The organism is Cytobacillus oceanisediminis 2691 (assembly GCF_007678455.1).
Taxonomy (GTDB): Bacteria; Bacillota; Bacilli; order Bacillales; family Cytobacillaceae; genus Mesobacillus; species Mesobacillus oceanisediminis_A.
The window spans coordinates 52,336-70,551 of the sequence record NZ_VEEP01000010.1 but is presented as its reverse complement, the minus strand read 5'-3'; the positions used below and the strand labels follow the sequence as shown (position 1 = coordinate 70,551).

The following is an 18,216-nucleotide window of genomic DNA, read 5'->3' as shown; positions in this document are numbered from 1 at the left end:
ATTCCTCCTTATCTGGCAGGGTATCTTTCTTTTAAAAAGACAACAGACTGATGAATCAGTGCTTTCAATACTTCAGTATCAATATCGTCCACTTTGTTGATGTACACACATGCTTTTCCTGAGGTGTGTTTGCCGAAATCCCTCAACAAAGCCTCTCTTTCGGTGTCGCCAGTGGCAAAATACAAGCTGATCTTGGCTTTGCGCGGTGAAAAGCCGACAAGCGGGGCATCGCCTTCATGGCCGGATTCATATTTATAGTGGTAGGATCCGAAACCAATGATGCTTGGCCCCCACATTTTAGCTTGATATCCTGTCGTATCTGTAAAAATATCCAATAATTTGTACGCATCGTCACGCTTCTTTGGGCTTTCTACACTCTCGATAAAGCTGATGACACTATGATCATTTTCTTTTATTTTCAGTTCGTACACGTTAAAAATCCTCCCTCCACGTACTAATCATGACTCGTATTTTTTACATTCTAGAACTGCCGGTTTAAATCCTCTTTATATGGCTGGAAAGGGAAAGAAAGAGTGCGTTTAGTGAGGAGAGGGACCCTTATGAGGCAAGAAAGGGGATGTATTTAGAGAAGAAGGGGACCCTTATGCGGCTGGAATCGCAATCATAAAGGTGCTTTTAGAAGCAAAAGGATCCCTAAAATGAAAGGCTGTCAAAATTCGTTCAAAACATTTCAACAGAAATGTGAACAGTTTCACAAATAACCCTATTTTCGAGATATATTTGATATCTTAAGAGTGTAATAATAATAATTAAATTATTGGAGTGAGGAACATGATTGCAAAATGGTTAAGAGAGAACAATATTGCCGCTGGTATCTTGACTGTGATTAGGGTATGGCTTGGATACAACTGGATGACTGCTGGCTGGGGCAAGTTGACTGGTCCTGGATTCGACGCTACTGGATTTTTAAAAGGAGCAGTCGCAAACCCGGTTAAAGGTCCAGATGGACACATGGTATATGGCTGGTACGTGAACTTCCTTGAAAACTTCGCGATCCCGAATGTCGATATTTTCAATACAATCGTGCCGCTAGGGGAATTCCTTGTTGGCCTTGGATTGCTGCTTGGAACACTGACAACTGCCGCAATGTTCTTCGGCCTAGTGATGAACTTCAGTTTCTTCTTAGCCGGAACTGTATCTCACAACCCAACTGACATCTTCTTCGGATTCATCATCCTGGCTGCTGGTTTCAACGCTGGTAAATATGGATTAGACCGCTGGGTTGTTCCATTCATCCGCAAAACAGTATTCAAACGCGGTGAAGATGGTGTCCGAAACGCAGCATAACCAGAGTTAACTCCCCCCATATTCATAAATCGTGCTGCCGGGAAATCCTGGCAGCATTTTTATATTCCTGAAAACAAGTCCTCCAGGCAATCCCAATTTTCCGCTATCCACACATTCTCTTCACTGAACCGTTTAAGGGGCGTGGAGTCTCCAGGCTTCTCAACCCGGACCCATTCAGCTTCTCTCCACCAGGTTAGTTTTATCGATTTTATCAGTTGTGCAAAAGGCAGGGGCTTGTACTCCCGATAACCTCTGACAAATGCCGAAACGCCATCCACGTTCATTCGATTTTCATCAACGCAGCATGACAAGATCGGCCGTGAAATATCAAAATCGGTATAGACAACATTCATCCGGTCAAAATCAAGAATTGAAGAAACCCCATTCTCGCTGAATAAAATATTATCCGCAAACAAGTCCCAATGTGCCCAGCCTTTATCACATTGAGTAAATAAGGATGTATCGTTTTCCGCGAGAATCCTTCTTTGTATCTCCAGATTTTGAAGGGTTTTGCTGCAATCAAGAGCAATGGCTTCTTCATATCTCTCATTCCAGTTTTCCAGCATTTCAGGTTTTGATAAAAGATCCCAATGAAGCGGTTCCCTGGCTATATTTTTCTCAAGCAGCACGTGCATCCTGCCAATGACCTTTCCCAGACTATACATTTGATAGGAGTTAGCGCTGCCTGGAGGGAGGGTGAATCCCTTATTAAAACCCATGAGAACGAAGCGTTCGCCATTCTCCGTATTTAAGACGAAATTCCCTTTATAGGGAAAAAGCTTAGGACACGGCAGGCCCTCCTCGTACAACATGTTTTGAATCTGCAGTGCTTTTTCCAGGCCGGGAACCCTTTCCTCCGGATATCGCTGCTTGTTATATTGCTTTACAAATAAATCGCCGGCAGTTGTTTTGACCTGCCATTTTAAGTTTTTATATCCTAAATGGATTGGATTCCAGCTTTGAATTTCGATTCCAAACAAGCGTGTGACCGCTTCAAAGATCTCCTCTTTTATCTCAGTGTCAACGACCATGTTAATCTCCCTTAGTATAGATCTAAGATATATTTCGCGAGGAAAGGGAGAAATTCCTGTTTTTAATGGGCAGCAAAAAAGCATAGGAAGCAAATCCTATGCTTTTGATTTTATCTTCTGAAGAGATCGTCCATCGAATTGCGGAAATCTTCGAACAGGCCGTCCCTGTTTCTGTCGGTGCGGATATCATCGGCGAAGGTTCCCATTCTGTTATAAGCGGTGCGGTCAACAGAAACATAAACTCTGTCGATCCCTTTGTTAGTCTGGCGGACTCTTTGCTCAATCTGCTTTTCCAATAAAGTTACTGTCTTGCCATTATTGCGGACTGTTCCATTCATGTCATTGTCATTTCCATTGCCCAATATATTGGCACCATTATTGCCATCATTCCTGCGGTCTTTTCCAGCATCGCCCTGCCCGTCAATAATGCCATCATTCCCGGCTGAGCTGTCATCCTGGTCAACGCGGCCATTTTTGGCAAAAGTCCTGCCATTGCCATCCAGTGCATCATTGACCTGAGCATTTCCATCGTTGTCGAGGTTATTGTCCGCCAGTCTTACTCCAACATACGCATTGTTATCGGAGATGATGACCCGTGCATCATCAACCTCGGGCATCTGCTCAATTTGGCGTTCCGTACGGTCAGCAAGCTGAAGTCTGTTATCCTCGGTAGCTACAGGACCACGTCTAACCTGGTTGATTTCTACCTGCTGGTCACGATTGTTTTCGGCTGCATTATTATTCGCTCCGCATCCGGCCAGGCCCATTGTAAAAACTGCACATCCTGCAATGATGATTGATTTTTTCATCTAGATCACTCCTAGTTTGGTTTAGTCATCTTTATGATGTCTAAATTTTGGAGCGATATGCAGGGGGCAGGAAGGAAGTTTTGCCTCTTCCTGTTGTACGGAAGTTGGTTGGATTGCGGAAGAAAGATGATCATCAATAGTCAAGAGAAGGCAGCCTTTTTAAAAATTGTCCTCTAAAAACGCCATTGTCACCATTCGTTCAAAAGATTTCAACGGAATTGTGAATTTGTTCACAAAACGCACTATTTTCAAGATGAATTTGATATCTTAAGAGTGTAATAATACTAATTAACTTATTGGAGTGAGGAACATGTTTGCTAAATGGTTAAGAGAAAACAATGTTGCTGCTGGTATATTGACTGTCATTAGGGTATGGCTTGGATACAACTGGATGACTGCTGGATGGGGCAAATTGACTGGCCCTGGATTCGACGCTACAGGCTTTTTAAAAGGAGCTGTCGCAAACCCGGTTAAAGGTCCAGATGGAAATATGGTGTATGGCTGGTACGTGAACTTCCTTGAAAACTTCGCGATCCCGAATGTTGATATTTTCAATACAATCGTCCCGCTGGGGGAATTCCTTGTCGGACTTGGATTGCTGCTTGGAACACTGACAACTGCCGCGATGTTCTTTGGACTTGTGATGAACTTCAGCTTCTTCCTTGCCGGAACCGTATCTCACAACCCAACTGACATCTTCTTCGGGTTCATCATCCTGGCTGCTGGCTTCAACGCCGGTAAATACGGATTGGACCGCTGGGTTGTTCCATTCATCCGCAAAACTGTATTCAAACGCGGAGAAGCCGTCGAACGCAACGCTGCTTAACCTTTGTAAAATCCCCCTTTTAAATAGAAATGGCTGCCAGTATGACTGGGAGCCATTTGTTGAAGGAGTATACGAGGTATTTATGGTGGAATGTGACTATGGGTAGGGATTATCCTCTTATTTGCCACATCATCTCTAATCCTAATGTCACTCCATAATTTTAGAAACAGAAGCTAAAGAGTCATATTGAACATACAAAGCAGGAATGTTTAGTAAGATAGTGTATTTATACATATGGACGGAATTAAAAAAACTGCTAATTTCTAGCAGTCAAAGATAATGCGTTTAGGAGTAGTAGAATGTCCTGTTGAATAGCATTCCCTACTTGGTCATCGCTACAGTATTTTAACTCGTTCTGTAAACGTCCAAGTTCTCTTATAAATAGTAAGTGTTCATCCTTACTAAGCATAGTGTATTTACTCCTTTACATAGGAAAAGACACTATGTCTGTACAGGCTATCACTAATACATTGGATTTACAATCTTTATCTCTGGTTTCAATTAAGCTGCTCGTGAGTAAGAAGACAATATACAATACGTATTCATTTCATTATTAATTTAGAGGGTGCTTTGTTGGACAAGGACTGTCATCTAAAGCCGGACCATTTGTTGTGCATCAAGATCATGGCGTATTAATGATAGTGCAAACTCTAATGTTCAAATGGCATAAATTCTTATGGCAACAATAACAGCATGCTAAAAATCATATGAGATTTAGCATGCTGTTTTTATTTTTTTCACTGTTTTAGACCGGTTTTTTAAAAAAATATTCTGGATGTTATTTTTACATGATGGTTTGTTAGAATTTTCTTGGGAGAAAGAGGTGTGAACCGGTGTTTAAGCGAATAAAATATACGACCAAACAGAAGAAGGATCAGTCTTTAGTCTATTTTACCCTATCAGGTTTTATGCTGTTGGGAATCATGGTGGCTGGGATCATGGAAGGGGTAGACCGCAGTATGGCGGTTCCGCTTGTTATCATGGTTACATCCTTTATTGTGGGGATTTTATACAGATGGGGTGCTGCTTGTGAGGAAAATCGGGAAACCGTGGATCAAATTAAAAGAGGGAATTGATGAAGATGATTATGAAATAGTCGGCCAACTCCAGGAGCGATGCATGGAACATGACCGTACTGCTTTGAAGCTCGAGCTTGATTATAAACTGGGCGTAGGCGGGAATGAAAAAGGCATTCAGGCAGTAAATGAATTCATGTACTTCGATGGGGAGAGACTGATTGGGTATATTGGCATTGGCAGCTTTGGCGGACCATGGGAAGTAAATGGGATGGTCGATCCAGAGTATCGGCGCCAAGGGATTTTTTCAAAATTGTTTGAGCTTGTTGTCAATGAGTGGAAACGCAGGGGTTCAGGAAGCATGCTGCTGTTAAGTGACCGCGATTCGGCTGCCGGTCAAGGGTTTATTGCCGGGAGTGGAGCGCAATATAAGCACACGGAATATGAGATGTTTTTGAAAAATGAGGCGCTGGGCTTTGCGACAGAGAAGCGGGGAGGTCTCGCTTTCAGGAAAGCGACGAATGCGGACGCGAAGGAGATTGCCAGGCAAAATGTGATTTATTTTAATGATGACGAAGAAAGTGTCGAAGCCGAGGATATGATTCTTCCCGAGGAAGAGGAAAAGCGGGGGATGACTTCGTACCTTGTTGAAAAAGACGGACAAATCATCGGGAAAGTGAATCTGCAGGTGACCTCGAAGCTTGGCGCGATTTTTGGCCTTGGCATACTGCCGGAGCACCGCCGCAAAGGATACGGACGGGCACTTTTATTGCTGGCAATCGAAAAACTGAAAGAGGCAAACACAGAGGAAATCATGCTGCAGGTAGCGGCAGACAATTCCAATGCGCTTAACCTCTATAAATCATGCGGTTTTGAAGAGACTTCCACGATGGATTATTTTGAACTGAGATCGTAAAAGCATCCGCCTTCGACACGAGGGCGGATTTTTTGCTGTAGATGTTGTGGAAAATTTTTGAAAATGGAAGGATGAGAGTTTATAATTTTCCTATAAATGTCTATGGGAAGGTGGCAAAAGTATGAAGGTAGTGATGAGGCGGAGAAGGCTGGTTGTAAAATTTTTAGCGTCAGCGGTTTTCGCAGTTCCGGGTTTGCTGGCATTGTTGTTTGGCGTCCTAAATCTTAATTGGATTTTGATAGCATTTGGAATCGGGTGTTTGTTCTTTGTCCCGATTTTCGTTCGTGCGACGATTTATTTAATCAAGCCGAAAGTGGTTTTTGTAGTTGAGGATGGATGGATCAAATCAGACCTGGAATCGGCAGAGATTAAGTCAATTAAAGGCTTTTACCATTTCTGGAGAGGGTCATCGAGCTACCTTGGATTATTGAAAAAAGATGATACCGAGGTGAATATTGAGCTTTTCAACATGGTAGAGCCTGAAGATTACTCTGATGAATTGAAAAAATACATTCCTCAAGTTGATCCGAATTGGGAGGACGCAGAAGAAGTCAACGTGAAATTTTAAAAAGGCAATTGGGGTGAAAATGGTGGGCGGGAAGAAAAATTACGTTACCTCAGTACTCATTATTTTATTGGTCATCACAGTGATTGCTCTTTTGGATAATGCCAGAACAGCAGATTCGGCTTCGAGGTTGGCGGAGGACAAAAAGCGGTTAGAAGAGAAGGTTGCCAGTCTGGAAATCGAGGTCGAAAACCGGTCGAGGATCGCGGATGATCTGAAGAATGAGAATGATACTTTGGCCGGGAATCTTTCAACCTTGGAGGATGAAATGGCCGCAGCGCAATCCGCTGTTTCATATCAGGACTTTTTGGATGTGATCGAAGTTGTTGAAGCTTTTAAAGCGGCGGGGAATAATGAAGAAGCGATGGAATTAATATTGCATCAAAATTTCATAGGTTATGGCACTTTTGATGGTGCTGGCAATTGTCCATGCACTATTACTTTTAAATATCGTACTCATGATTGGAACCCTGGTGTAGTCCTGGACCTTAGCGAGTTTAATGTTGAAAAAAGAAAAATTGTCCTTACTTATCTTACCGTTGACGATTTGGAAAACAATTATCAATTCGTCATGTCAAAAGGTGGGGGCTTTTACGATATGACGGAAAAGTGGAGGATCGAAGAGATCAGGCTGAAAGGGAAGGAGGGAAAAGCATTATAAAATTTGATAAACAGTAACTTTAATTCTGCTAAAAAAAATGTTGATAAGGTATTGACAGTCACCTTGAATTCATGATAAATTTATCTCGAATTAAAAATAATTAGTTTTGAGATATTTTTTTAGAATCATATCTCGAATTCGAGATAAAAACAAAACAGGGGGAATTTATAATGGCTAAATTTGTAGTAGACCAGGCGCACTCAGCAATCGGATTTGAAGTAAAACACATGATGGTATCAAAAGTAAAAGGACAATTCGGCTCTTATACAGCTGATGTTGAGGCAGCAGACCTGGCAGATTTAACAACAGCTTCAATCACATTCAAAATCGATGTTGCAAGCATCGACACACGCAGCGAGGACCGCGAGAACCACCTGAAATCAGCAGACTTCTTTGATGTTGAAAACTACCCAACAATTGATTTCAAATCAACAAACATCACTCGCGATGGCGACGATTACAAAGTAACTGGCGACCTGACAATCAAAGACGTAACAAAGCCAGTCACATTCGATGTCGAATACGGCGGCAAAGGCACAAACCCATGGGGCGTCGAAGTATACGGCTTCGAAGCAGAAGCAAAGGTAAACCGTGAAGACTTCGGTCTTACATGGAATGCAGCACTAGAAACAGGCGGCGTTCTGGTTGGTAAAGACATCAAGATCAAAGTAGAACTAGAAGTAAACCCAGCAGCATAATTTCGATTTGGAAACCGTTCAGGAGATACTCTGAACGGTTTTTTTGGTTTGCTTTGGATTGTGGTTGGTGGGAGGATATCGAGGGGATCTTGACAGGTTTGGGTGTTGGAGGTGAAAAGTTGTCAAGAAAGTGAGGTAATTTTGACAGGTTTGGGTGCTGGAGGTGAAAAGCTGTCCGAAGTAAGTCCAAGTTCGGACAACTTTAGTGGAAAACGGAGAAAAGCTGTCCGAAGTAAGTCGGAGTTCGGACAGGTTTAGCGGGAAATGCAGAAAAGCTGTCCGAAGTAAGTCGAAGTTCGGACAGGTTTAACGGGAAATGCAGAAAAGCTGTCCGAAGTAAGTCCAAGTTCGGACAGGTTTAGTGCGAAACGAAGAAAAGCTGTCCGAAGTAAGCTGGAGTTCGGACAGGTTTAGCGGGAAATGCAGAAAAGCTGTCCGAAGTAAGTGGGAGTTCGGACAGGTTTGATGGGTAACTGCCCTAGGAAAAACTCACCTTGTTAAAATTCCGAAAATTCGGTATTTTAATGTTAAAAGAGAGAGGCGGTGATGGGTTTGACTCGTTTGTTATGGACTTTATCGTTTGCTCAATTTCTGGCAATGCAGGTGTGGTTTAATTTTTCTGCGGTGATGCCGGTTGTGGAGAGGGAGTGGGGGTTGTCCTCGACGCAATCGGGAATAATCGTTGGTTTTTTTCATATTGGCTATGTGGCGGCGGTGTTTTTTTACAGCTTCTTGAGTGATCGTTATAATCCGAAGTACTCGTTTATGTATGGAGCTCTGATCGCTGGGCTATCGGGTATTCTTTTTAGCGTTTTGGCGCAAGGGTTTTGGTCGGCTTTATTGTTGCGATTTATTTCGGGGGTAGGGATTGCGGGGATTTATGTGCCGGGAATGAAGATTGTCGCGCAGACTTCGAGCGACCGGGCGCGTGGGGCGGCCCTGGGACTTTTTGTTGGCTCGCTTGTGGTCGGCTCGGGATTTTCCCTGCTGGTTTCTGGTTTGTTCATTAACTTGGTGGGGTGGAAGGGTGTTATTTTCATTACTTCATGTTCTGCAATCCTTGCTGCTTCGCTTATTTACTTTTCAAGGATTCCGGAAAATATCCATATTCATAATCAGCGTTTGAGTATGACGCTGTTAAAACGGGTCTTGACCAGAAGAAATTTGCTAGTGAATATCAGTTACACGGGGCACTGCTGGGAGCTTTATGCGATGTGGGCGTGGATTGGGCCTTTTATGGTGTATTACTTCCAGACCCATAGTGTCGCGAATGCGATTTCGGTTGGCAATTTTATTGGAGCGTTTGTGGTGATGATTGGCGGGGTTGCCAGTTTCATTGGGGGCAGGATGTCTGATTCGTTTGGCCGGTTAAAATCGATCAAATTGTTCATCTATATCAGCATCGCCTGTTCGCTGTCGATTGGCTGGCTGACACCCGCAAGCATGTGGATTTTGCTTCCGCTTGTTTTCGTCTATGGATTTACCATCATCGCCGATTCCCCAATCTATAACACGATGATTACAGAAGTATCCGATCCGGAAATCACAGGAATCGCACTGGGAATCCAATCTGTTATGGGTTTTAGCGCAACGATTTTTTCACCGATGATTTTTGGGATCCTGCTCGATTATTTTAATTGGGGGATTGCATTCACGACGATTGGTGTCATGACGATCATTACGCCAATTTCCATTTCGATGCTAAGGAAGAAATTGAGTGTGGAGATCGAAGCTCAAAATCGAGACATCGATATACTTTAGCTCTGAATTTTGCTATAATTTTACCAAAATAATCTAAGGCAAGAGGTACATACATTGAATAAATCGAAAGTGCAGTTTTGGCTGATTCAAATTTTGCTTATCACGTCCATTATTTATGTTTCAACGAAGATATCCTTTATGTTTGAACCAATCGGAATCTTTATCTCGACTATCTTTTTTCCAATTTTGATTACCGGTTTTCTCTATTTCCTGCTGAATCCGGTGGTTGACTTTCTGCAGCGCAAGAAGGTTCCGCGAGTGCTTGCGATCTTGATTATTTATGTGGTGTTCGGGGCGCTTCTTGTCCTGGCAATCGGGAATCTGGTTCCGGCGGTTTCCAAGCAGGCCACCGAGCTTGCTAATGACCTTCCTGAATTCGCCAACAAGACGACTGATTATTTCTATGATGTAGTTCGTTCTTCTGAGTTTAAAAGCTTCAGGGATGAGCAGCGGGAAATGATTGATACGGTGCAGGAGCGCTTGATAGAGTATGCGAATACTTTGCCAAACAAGCTGACGAGTGGCTTGAAAGGCTTCCTCGGCGTCGTTACCAACATAGCAATTATTCTTGTGACCGTGCCGTTTTTACTATTTTACATGTTCAAGGATGGACACAGGTTCCCTCAAGCTGTGTCAAAGTTTATTCCGAAAGAGTACCGTGATGAGGGGCTGAAGATCCTGAAGGAAACGGGCGAAACCCTGTCTGCCTACATCCAGGGACAGGTGACAGTTGCTTCGGCGGTTGGGATTTTGGCTTTTATCGGCTATATGATCATCGATTTGCGCTATGCGCTGATCATGGCTTTGATCGTCGCTTTTACAAATATTATCCCGTATGTCGGGCCGATTATCGGCGGAGCGCCGGCCGTGCTGGTTGGTTTCTTCGATTCACCGACGAAGGCGTTGCTGGTCGTAGTGGTCATCCTGGTGGCTCAGCAAATCGAAGGAAACCTTCTTTCTCCGCTGATCCTTGGTAAAACACTGGATACCCATCCGGCAACAATCATCATTATTTTACTGGCTGCCGGGAATCTGGCAGGTGTCCTGGGAATGGTGCTGGCTGTGCCGACATATGCTGTCATAAAAACAATTATTTTGAATCTCGTCAGATTTTTACGGGCGAGAAAAAGAGCAAGTATTTCCGTAGATGTGAAATGATGCTGTTCAATGGGCGATAGGGCTGTGTTTTGGCCGCTATCGCCTTTTTATACAAATCGGGGGGCTTTATATGTCAGAAGAAAATAGAGAGCGGTTGAAATTAAAGGAGCAGCGGAAAAATCCAGGGGCCGCCCTGAACAACGCGTGGGCACGAGCGGTTACAGGCTCCCCAAGCAGTGGGTGTCTGGTGAATATCATTTCGGTCGTGATGGTTTTGGGTGTGGTTTTATTAATCCGGGCGTGTTCGCAGTAGGAGAGGGTGTAATATCAGAGCCTTGGTCAGTTTTATACTGTTGCTTATAGGAAGTCTGCTTATTGGCGTAACGGTGGAGGATTCATTGATTGGAAATTGTATTGTAAAAGGAATCGGTGCCCTTTGCATTATCGGTTTTTTAAAAATCGTGCCGCGTAAGAAAGATAGCTTATCCTGAAAAACAGGGAGTGAGTGAAGGCTATTATTATTTATACGAATGGGTTGTATTCCTCACCAGAGGATTCGACCTACTATCAAGTCATTGGAACCATCACAAGCCTGTCTTTTTGGCTTGTAGAGATTGCGATGCTTGTAAATACAACTCTCTAAATATGCGTTGGCCGGGGAACTTTCAATATAGGAGGTTCCTTTTACTTCGTTTATTGGGCAGGCAAAACCGGTACGGGGATGAATGGATTTCCATTTTGGGGGGAATTTAAATGAAGTATCTTCTAAAGAAAGGAAGTTATTTCAGTGGACCAAAATAGGATGACATCAGCGGAAATAACGAATTTATGGATTCATTATATTCGTGAAACAATGTCAATTTGCGTCTTAGAATATGCATTGAAGTGTGTAAAAGATAAGGAAATAGTTTCAACTCTTGAATTCGCTATGAAGTTATCAATTCAACATATTAAAGATCTCCAAGATTTTTTCAATAAAGAAAACTTTCCGATTCCTCACGGTTTTACCAAAGATGACGTGAATTTAGACGCTCCTCCATTGTTTTCTGAAAATTTTTGGTTAATATATATTTATAGTATGTCCATGCATGGATGTTCCTTATATCCAATGGCATTTAATTCATCGTCAAGAAAAGATGTAAGGGATTTTTATTACAGATGCTTAAACGAAGCAATGGATCTCTATAACATCACGGTTGATATTCTGCTATCAAAGGGTTTATATGAGAAATCACCCTATTTTTCGACTCCAAAAAAAGTAAGTTACATAAAAGATATCAATTATGTGACGGATGTTATTGGGAAACAGAGACAACTAAATACAATTGAAAGTGGAAACATTTTCTTTAATCTGAAAAAAACGATATTGCAAAAGGGACTTATGCTGGGGTTCAGTAAAGTATGTAAATCAAATGAAGTACGAAAGTTCATGGAAAAGGGTATGCAAGTAACCAATAAACATATTGGGTTATTTTCATCACTCTTGCAAGCAAATAACCTTCGAATTCCTCCGAGCTTGGATTCGGAGATAACTGATTCTTCGATTGCACCGTTTTCAGACAAACTAATGCTGTTTCATGCAGGCAGCCTATTTAATATGGCAGTATCCTATTACAGTTATGCTGCGATTACCAGCATGAGAGCTGATTTAATCGTTCATTGTGAGGTAGCAATTTCCAGAGACCTTAAAGTGTTATCACAGTTTGCCCGACTCCTGATTAAAAATGGCTGGCAAGAAGAGCCACCTGTTTCAGATGACCGTCAAAAAACAGAGTGTTGACAAAAAAACTGACAGGGCCTCTTTATAGAAGCTGCCTTTTAATAACTAGAGGCTGGTCGTTGAATATACTTAAGGGATTTCCGTTTTTCAATGCTGCTTTACATTAAATAAATGTAAATAATAAGATGGGAGTTCTGAAAAAGGTGGTCCCTCGGGAATCGAGCGTCGTGGTTTATTTTTTAAATGCATTGGAGGTCTGTATGTTTTGAGTGAAACCAAAGAGGAGCTTAAGCAGCAGTTGAGTGTGCTGACGGCTCGCAGGGATCGGATGCAGAAGAATCTTTATGAGGTGGAGAAGGAGATTTCGGAAATCAACAGTAAGCTGGCTAAGATGAAATAGTGAAATGGAAGGGAAGCTGCCGTTAAAGGTGGCTTCCTTTATTTTTGTGGACTGAAGTGTGTACCTGTCTATTCTAATATTTAAATCGTGAATAAAATATCGAGAGCATTTTTTTAAAAGGGAGGGGTGATGTAAATGGACAGGGAGATAACGAATCAAACGTATTCCAACCGTGTGTTGAGGGCGGAATTTGACGACAACTGGGAGACGACGATTACGGAGACTGGCTATGTTAAATATATCGCGCTGAAGAATAAAGCGTCGGTTGAGCTGATCCTTTCTGATGGTTCAAATAGGCTGGCTCTTTTCCCTAAAAACGGGTACATCCTGGTAGGGAGCGGAGGAACGAGCCATTTCAGTAAGCCGCATGTCACGATTCAGCGATAGAGATCAGGGCCGGGTTGAACCTGAATTTAAAGCCATAAAAAATGTCCAACCGATACGGAAGGACATTTGATCGTTAATTTTCACCCGAGAGTTCTTTTCGATTTGGCGCTAGCGGGGGTTGTTCCAGCCACTTGTGCTTTTTCATGATATCAAACCACTTTTTGGTCACCATTATATTTTTTAGGATGATGCTTTCGTACGTTGTGACTAAATCCGTCCGCATGGCAGATGCCAATCCTGTTCCGTAGTAGACTTGCGAGGCTTGGAACAGGAATCCTGTGTGATACATCATGAGCTTGTCTGAAAATGGGGAATCTGTAGAAGTTGTCACTTCTGTTTCCCATGAACGGGGAACTGGCAAGTTATCATGATGCATAATGCTGGTAAACTTTTGGATGTGCTGGTCCGCGGTTTTCTCTGATTCCACTAGGAACTTTCTGACTTCTTTTGATTGAGCCACTTGGCTAAAAGCAATCGAAAGTGTTTTGGCCATAATATTCTTCTTGATGTTGAAAGAAATGCTGATCACTTCCGTGGCAGATAAACATCTTCCTTTTCCAAAAATTCCATCGGTAAAATCTTCACTCTCAATAAAGCTAGGGTTTTTATCAGGATAAAATAGAGGATCTCTCTGGAAATTACCTTTTTCAAGCAATAGTTCAATTGTCTGGTGATACATGTTCTTGGCATCGTTATCACACGAATCATAGAATTCCCGTAAATCTTTTCTGACTGATACGCTTAGTGCGGTGGTGTGCCCGATCAATCCGTGCAAGGTCATGATATGTAAATAATTCAAGCAGAAAATATCAGAGAACAGCCCGCCAGCCCCGATATTGATATCATTTTCACCAAATCCAATTGGAACAGGAAACCCTTCATTCTCGATGAATTCTGTGAGCTGCTTCTTTTGGCGGGCGAATGTACTGATCGCGTCCTCAAAGATGCCCTTTATTGCCTCATCTTCAATAATGGTGACCATATATCTGTTCACTGCATCAATCATTGTCCCGTTTACATACTCGCCCCACAAGGAACCTATTTCAGACGAAGTAAGCTTTAACTTGTCATTATCCATAATCTCACCTCGCAACGTATTATCCCCTCTTATGGAATAAATATGATTTTTTTGTCCATGCTGTAAAATCACGAATTTGAGAATTTTACCTATTATTTGTCATAAATTTCTATATAATGAATTTATGCATAAGCACTATTTATATAGGTAAAAGAGGGGGAGAGCAACAATGTCTAATGATCAGGAGATTTTATTGAATAAAGGCGAGCAAAGTAAGCCGAAGGTAAGAGTGGAAAGGAAAGAGGGAGAGCCGACTTCGGCGTTCAAGGGGGCTTCCTGGGCGGCACTCGTGGTTGGAGTATCTGCTTATTTGATCGGATTGTTCAACGCAGCGATGGAGTTGAATGAAAAAGGCTATTATTTTGCTGTTTTGATATTTGGACTTTATGCATCGGTATCATTGCAAAAAGCGGTCCGGGACAAGGAAGAGGGAATACCGGTTACCAGCATCTATTATGGCATCAGCTGGTTTGCCCTGATCGTATCGATTTCATTGATGGCCATTGGCTTGTATAATGCAGGAAGTATCGTCCTAAGCGAAAAAGGATTCTACGGCATGTCATTTGTGCTTAGCCTATTTGCAGCAATCACGGTTCAGAAGAATATCAGGGACACACAAAGAGCAAGAGAGAGGGACTGATTTTAAGGGGAGGCCATTGTGAAGAAAAGAATTGATGAATACCAAATCCATGACAAGCACTATAAACAAATTTTGGAGCGGGTAAAAAACGATCCATACGCGCAGTCATTAGGCATTCAGTTAACAAAATTCGAAGCGGGCTTCGCGGAAGCTGTGCTCGATGTGCAAAGCCATATGGTCAACGCACACGGAACCGTCCATGGCGCGGTGATTTACGCATTAGCCGATCACGCTTTTTCCGTAGCCTGCAATGCCTATGGGAAAACGTCGGTAGGGCTATCCACCACCATCCAGTTCATTGAAGCGGTAAAACCGGGCGAGAGAATTGTGGCAAGGGCGACAGAAACAAGGCGGAACTTCCGGACAGGATTCTACAGAATCGAGATTTTCCACGAAGAAAATCCTGTCGCCACCATGGAAGCCGTAGCTTACAGGAAAGACCAGTACTTCGTAGAACTCGATGATCAGGAGTAATCGGGTTGTTTTGGTTTGAAGCTGTCATTTAGGCAGCTTTTTTGTTTGGGATTTGAACTCTTATTGGATTTTGACAGGTTTGATGGTGAAGGAGGAAAAGCTGTCAAGAAAAGGTCTGGATTTTGACAGGTTAGCGTTGTTAGGAAGAAAAGCTGTCAAGAAAAGGTCTGGATTTTGACAGGTTAGCAGTGTTAAGAGGAAAAGCTGTCAAGAAACGCTCGTAATTTTGACAGGTTAGCGGTGTAAGGAGGAAAAGCTGTCAAGAAAAGGTCGTGATTTTGACAGGTTAGCGGTGTAAGGAGGAAAAGCTGTCAAGAAACGCTCGTAATTTTGACAGGTTAGCGGTGTTAGGAGGAAAAGCTGTCAAGAAAAGGCCTGGATTATGACAGATTGGCGGTGTTAGGAGGAAAAGCTGTCAAGAAAAGGCCTGGATATTGACAGGTTAGCGGTGTTAGGAGGAAAAGCTGTCAAGAAAAGGTCGTGATTTTGACAGGTTTGCAGTGTTAGGAGGAAAAGCTGTCAAGAAAAGGCCTGGATATTGACAGGTTAGCAGTGTTAAGAGGAAAAGCTGTCAAGAAAAGGTCTGGATATTGACAGGTTAGCGGTGTTAGGAGGAAAAGCTGTCAAGAAAAGGTCGTGATTTTGACAGGTTAGCGTTGTTAGGAGGAAAAGCTGTCAAGAAAAGGTCAGGATTTTGACAGGTTAGCAGTGTTAGGAGGAAAAGCTGTCAAGAAAAGGTCGTGATTTTGACAGGATAGCGGTGTAAGGAGGAAAAGCTGTCAAGAAAAGCCCGTAATTTTTCGGCCATTGTATTTTCCTCGCCCTATTGTATAATTATTTCGAATGCCAAATTACTTATTTATTTACCAAGGCTTTTAGGCCTTTTTTTATTGGAATGAAGCAAAATGAGAAGGGGGTTCGATAATGAGACATTCTACGATTATTCAATTCAACAATGTAACAAAGCAATATGATAATGATGCCCCAGTTCTGGACGATGTTAGTTTTGAGATTGAGCGGGGGAAGTTCTATACACTGCTGGGGCCGTCGGGCTGTGGGAAAACGACGATTCTTAGATTAATCGCTGGTTTTACGGAGGCGACGTCTGGGGACATCTTTTTCAATGGAAAGAGGATCAATGATCTGCCTGCGAATAAGCGCCAGGTGAATACGGTTTTCCAGGATTACGCGCTGTTCCCTCACTTGAATGTGTTTGAGAATGTCGCGTTCGGCTTGCGGATCAAGAAGATGAAGAATGCTGTCATTGAAGCGAAGGTAAAAGAGGCTTTGCAGTTTGTGAATCTATCAGGCTATGAGACTCGTGAAATTCGTGAAATGTCAGGCGGACAGCGACAGCGTGTGGCGATCGCCAGGGCGATTGTCAACGAGCCGGAGGTTATCCTGTTGGATGAGCCTTTATCGGCGCTTGACCTGAAGCTGCGGACGGAGATGCAGTATGAGCTTCGCGAGCTGCAGCAGCGTCTTGGCATTACGTTCATTTTTGTCACGCATGACCAGGAGGAAGCGCTCGCGATGTCGGATGAGATTTTCGTCATCAACCAGGGGAAAATCATGCAGAGCGGCAGCCCTACGGATATTTACGATGAACCGATCAACCGTTTTGTCGCTGATTTCATCGGTGAGTCGAACATCGTCAAAGGCACGATGATTGAAGACAATCTCGTCGAGTTCACCGGCAAGCGTTTCGAGTGTGTCGACAGGGGCTTCAACCCGAGTGAGCCGGTTGAAATCGTCATCCGTCCTGAGGATCTTGAGATCACGAAGACGGAGAATGGCAAGCTTCAGGTAAAAGTCGATTCCCAGCTGTTCCGTGGCGTGCACTATGAGCTGAGCTGCTATGACAACGAGGGCAATGAATGGCTCGTCCATTCTACTAAAAAAGCGGCAGTGGGTGACCAGATTGGACTCTATTTCGACCCTGAAGCGATCCACGTCATGCGCCTTGGCGAAACGGAAGAGGAGTTCGATGCGCGTCTCGAAGCATATGAGGATGGAGAAGTGAAATGAACACGAGACTGACACGTTCATGGTACACGCTGCCTTATACACTCTGGATAGTGTTTTTCGTTATCGCGCCGATAGTGCTCGTTGTCTACTATTCATTTCTGGATATTAACGGTGACTTTTCGCTTGTAAACTACCAGAAGTTCTTTACGCCGGTCTATTTGACGATGACCCTGAGTTCCTTCTGGTACGCATTCTTAATTACCTTTTTCTCATTTTTGGTTGCTTATCCAACTGCCTATCTTTTAACAAAAACAAAGCATAAACAGCTCTGGCTGCTGCTGATCATTGTTCCTTCATGGATCAATCTTTTGTTAAAAGCGTACGCTTTCCTGGGGATTTTCGGGACATACGGCATCAGCAATCAATTGTTGGAAGCAATCGGGATTGGCACGCAGCAGATCCTGTTCACCGATTTCAGTTTTATTTTCGTATCGGTCTATATTTTTATCCCGTTCATGATCCTGCCAATTTTCAATTCGCTGAATGAATTGAATCCGACGCTGATCGATGCGGCCAATGATCTGGGTGCATCAAAGTGGACGACATTCACGAGGGTTATTTTTCCGATGACGATTGAAGGGGTAAAATCAGGAATCCAGGTCACGTTCATTCCGGCGCTGTCCCTCTTCATGCTGACGCGCCTGATTGCCGGAAACCGTGTCATCACGCTTGGTACGGCGATCGAGCAGCATTTTCTTGTGACGCAGGACTGGGGAATGGGTTCGACGATTGCGGTATTCTTAATCATCATCATGTTTGCCATCATGGCTGTTACTGGTACAAGAAAGAGAGGTGTGTAA

General features: G+C 43.1%; 22 protein-coding genes. 18 read left to right on the top strand and 4 right to left on the bottom strand.

All coding sequences use genetic code 11. From position 1 onward, the window contains the following. Positions 1-8: 8 nt before the first annotated feature. On the bottom strand, positions 9-431 hold the full coding sequence (locus tag FS736_RS18880) for a DUF1801 domain-containing protein (RefSeq protein ID WP_144480204.1): 423 nt from the start codon (positions 429-431) through the stop codon (positions 9-11). Between the two features lie 361 nt (positions 432-792). Here FS736_RS18880 and FS736_RS18875 point away from each other — a divergent pair, with 361 nt between their 5' ends. Further along, the gene (locus tag FS736_RS18875) at positions 793-1,308 is read left to right on the top strand and encodes a DoxX family membrane protein (RefSeq protein WP_144480186.1); all 516 of its coding nucleotides are present in this window, start codon (positions 793-795) and stop codon (positions 1,306-1,308) included. A 59-nt stretch (positions 1,309-1,367) separates the two neighbouring features. Here the strand turns inward: FS736_RS18875 and FS736_RS18870 are convergent, their stop codons facing one another. Together FS736_RS18870 and FS736_RS18865 are read right to left on the bottom strand one after the other, a co-directional pair. Continuing rightward, positions 1,368-2,339, bottom strand: a complete 972-nt coding sequence (locus FS736_RS18870) for a phosphotransferase (RefSeq protein WP_186326843.1) — start codon at positions 2,337-2,339, stop codon at positions 1,368-1,370. Positions 2,340-2,449: 110 nt separating this feature from the next. After that, a complete protein-coding gene (locus tag FS736_RS18865; RefSeq protein ID WP_144480182.1) occupies positions 2,450-3,148 on the bottom strand; it encodes a YhcN/YlaJ family sporulation lipoprotein in 699 nt (232 codons plus the stop codon). Between the two features lie 310 nt (positions 3,149-3,458). Between FS736_RS18865 and FS736_RS18860 the strand changes: the two genes are divergently transcribed. From FS736_RS18860 to FS736_RS18810, 13 genes are all read left to right on the top strand, one after another. Then, entirely contained in the window at positions 3,459-3,974 is a 516-nt protein-coding gene (locus FS736_RS18860; RefSeq protein ID WP_144480180.1) for a DoxX family membrane protein, read from the top strand. Positions 3,975-4,807: 833 nt separating this feature from the next. Continuing rightward, the gene (locus FS736_RS18855; protein ID WP_144480178.1) at positions 4,808-5,050 is read left to right on the top strand and encodes a hypothetical protein; all 243 of its coding nucleotides are present in this window, start codon (positions 4,808-4,810) and stop codon (positions 5,048-5,050) included. Further along, complete coding sequence (locus FS736_RS18850; protein WP_144480176.1) at positions 5,004-5,906, top strand: GNAT family N-acetyltransferase; 903 nt, start codon at positions 5,004-5,006, stop codon at positions 5,904-5,906. The genes FS736_RS18855 and FS736_RS18850 overlap by 47 nt, the downstream gene beginning before the upstream one ends. Positions 5,907-6,027: 121 nt before the next feature. Beyond that, on the top strand, positions 6,028-6,474 hold the full coding sequence (locus tag FS736_RS18845; protein WP_144480174.1) for a DUF5381 family protein: 447 nt from the start codon (positions 6,028-6,030) through the stop codon (positions 6,472-6,474). Between the two features lie 22 nt (positions 6,475-6,496). Next, a complete protein-coding gene (locus tag FS736_RS18840) occupies positions 6,497-7,132 on the top strand; it encodes a coiled-coil domain-containing protein (protein WP_144480172.1) in 636 nt (211 codons plus the stop codon). A 170-nt stretch (positions 7,133-7,302) separates the two neighbouring features. Continuing rightward, positions 7,303-7,830, top strand: coding sequence for a YceI family protein (locus FS736_RS18835; RefSeq protein WP_144480170.1), 528 nt, complete (start codon positions 7,303-7,305; stop codon positions 7,828-7,830). A 552-nt stretch (positions 7,831-8,382) separates the two neighbouring features. Further along, entirely contained in the window at positions 8,383-9,591 is a 1,209-nt protein-coding gene (locus tag FS736_RS18830; protein WP_395883527.1) for an MFS transporter, read from the top strand. Positions 9,592-9,645: 54 nt separating this feature from the next. Then, positions 9,646-10,749 carry an AI-2E family transporter gene (locus tag FS736_RS18825; protein ID WP_144480166.1) on the top strand — a complete coding sequence of 368 codons (1,104 nt, stop codon included), beginning with the start codon at positions 9,646-9,648 and terminating at the stop codon, positions 10,747-10,749. Between the two features lie 70 nt (positions 10,750-10,819). After that, complete coding sequence (locus tag FS736_RS18820) at positions 10,820-11,002, top strand: hypothetical protein (protein WP_144480164.1); 183 nt, start codon at positions 10,820-10,822, stop codon at positions 11,000-11,002. Positions 11,003-11,194: 192 nt separating this feature from the next. Then, on the top strand, positions 11,195-11,332 hold the full coding sequence (locus FS736_RS24435) for a hypothetical protein (RefSeq protein WP_186326842.1): 138 nt from the start codon (positions 11,195-11,197) through the stop codon (positions 11,330-11,332). Positions 11,333-11,476: 144 nt separating this feature from the next. Then, a complete protein-coding gene (locus FS736_RS18815; protein ID WP_251544942.1) occupies positions 11,477-12,469 on the top strand; it encodes a DUF3231 family protein in 993 nt (330 codons plus the stop codon). A gap of 205 nt (positions 12,470-12,674) precedes the next feature. Then, complete coding sequence (locus FS736_RS25250) at positions 12,675-12,809, top strand: hypothetical protein (protein WP_260983660.1); 135 nt, start codon at positions 12,675-12,677, stop codon at positions 12,807-12,809. A 135-nt stretch (positions 12,810-12,944) separates the two neighbouring features. Next, a complete protein-coding gene (locus FS736_RS18810) occupies positions 12,945-13,196 on the top strand; it encodes a hypothetical protein (protein WP_144480160.1) in 252 nt (83 codons plus the stop codon). 73 nt (positions 13,197-13,269) lie between these two features. Here the strand turns inward: FS736_RS18810 and FS736_RS18805 are convergent, their stop codons facing one another. Next, on the bottom strand, positions 13,270-14,274 hold the full coding sequence (locus FS736_RS18805; protein WP_186326860.1) for a DUF3231 family protein: 1,005 nt from the start codon (positions 14,272-14,274) through the stop codon (positions 13,270-13,272). A 169-nt stretch (positions 14,275-14,443) separates the two neighbouring features. Between FS736_RS18805 and yiaA the strand changes: the two genes are divergently transcribed. The 4 genes from yiaA (at position 14,444) to FS736_RS18785 (ending at position 18,216) form a co-directional block, all read left to right on the top strand. Beyond that, entirely contained in the window at positions 14,444-14,914 is a 471-nt protein-coding gene (gene yiaA, locus FS736_RS18800; protein WP_144480158.1) for an inner membrane protein YiaA, read from the top strand. An 18-nt stretch (positions 14,915-14,932) separates the two neighbouring features. Further along, entirely contained in the window at positions 14,933-15,388 is a 456-nt protein-coding gene (locus FS736_RS18795; RefSeq protein ID WP_144480156.1) for a PaaI family thioesterase, read from the top strand. Between the two features lie 924 nt (positions 15,389-16,312). Beyond that, a complete protein-coding gene (locus FS736_RS18790; RefSeq protein ID WP_144480154.1) occupies positions 16,313-17,416 on the top strand; it encodes an ABC transporter ATP-binding protein in 1,104 nt (367 codons plus the stop codon). Further along, positions 17,413-18,216 carry an ABC transporter permease gene (locus FS736_RS18785; protein ID WP_144480152.1) on the top strand — a complete coding sequence of 268 codons (804 nt, stop codon included), beginning with the start codon at positions 17,413-17,415 and terminating at the stop codon, positions 18,214-18,216. The genes FS736_RS18790 and FS736_RS18785 overlap by 4 nt, the downstream gene beginning before the upstream one ends.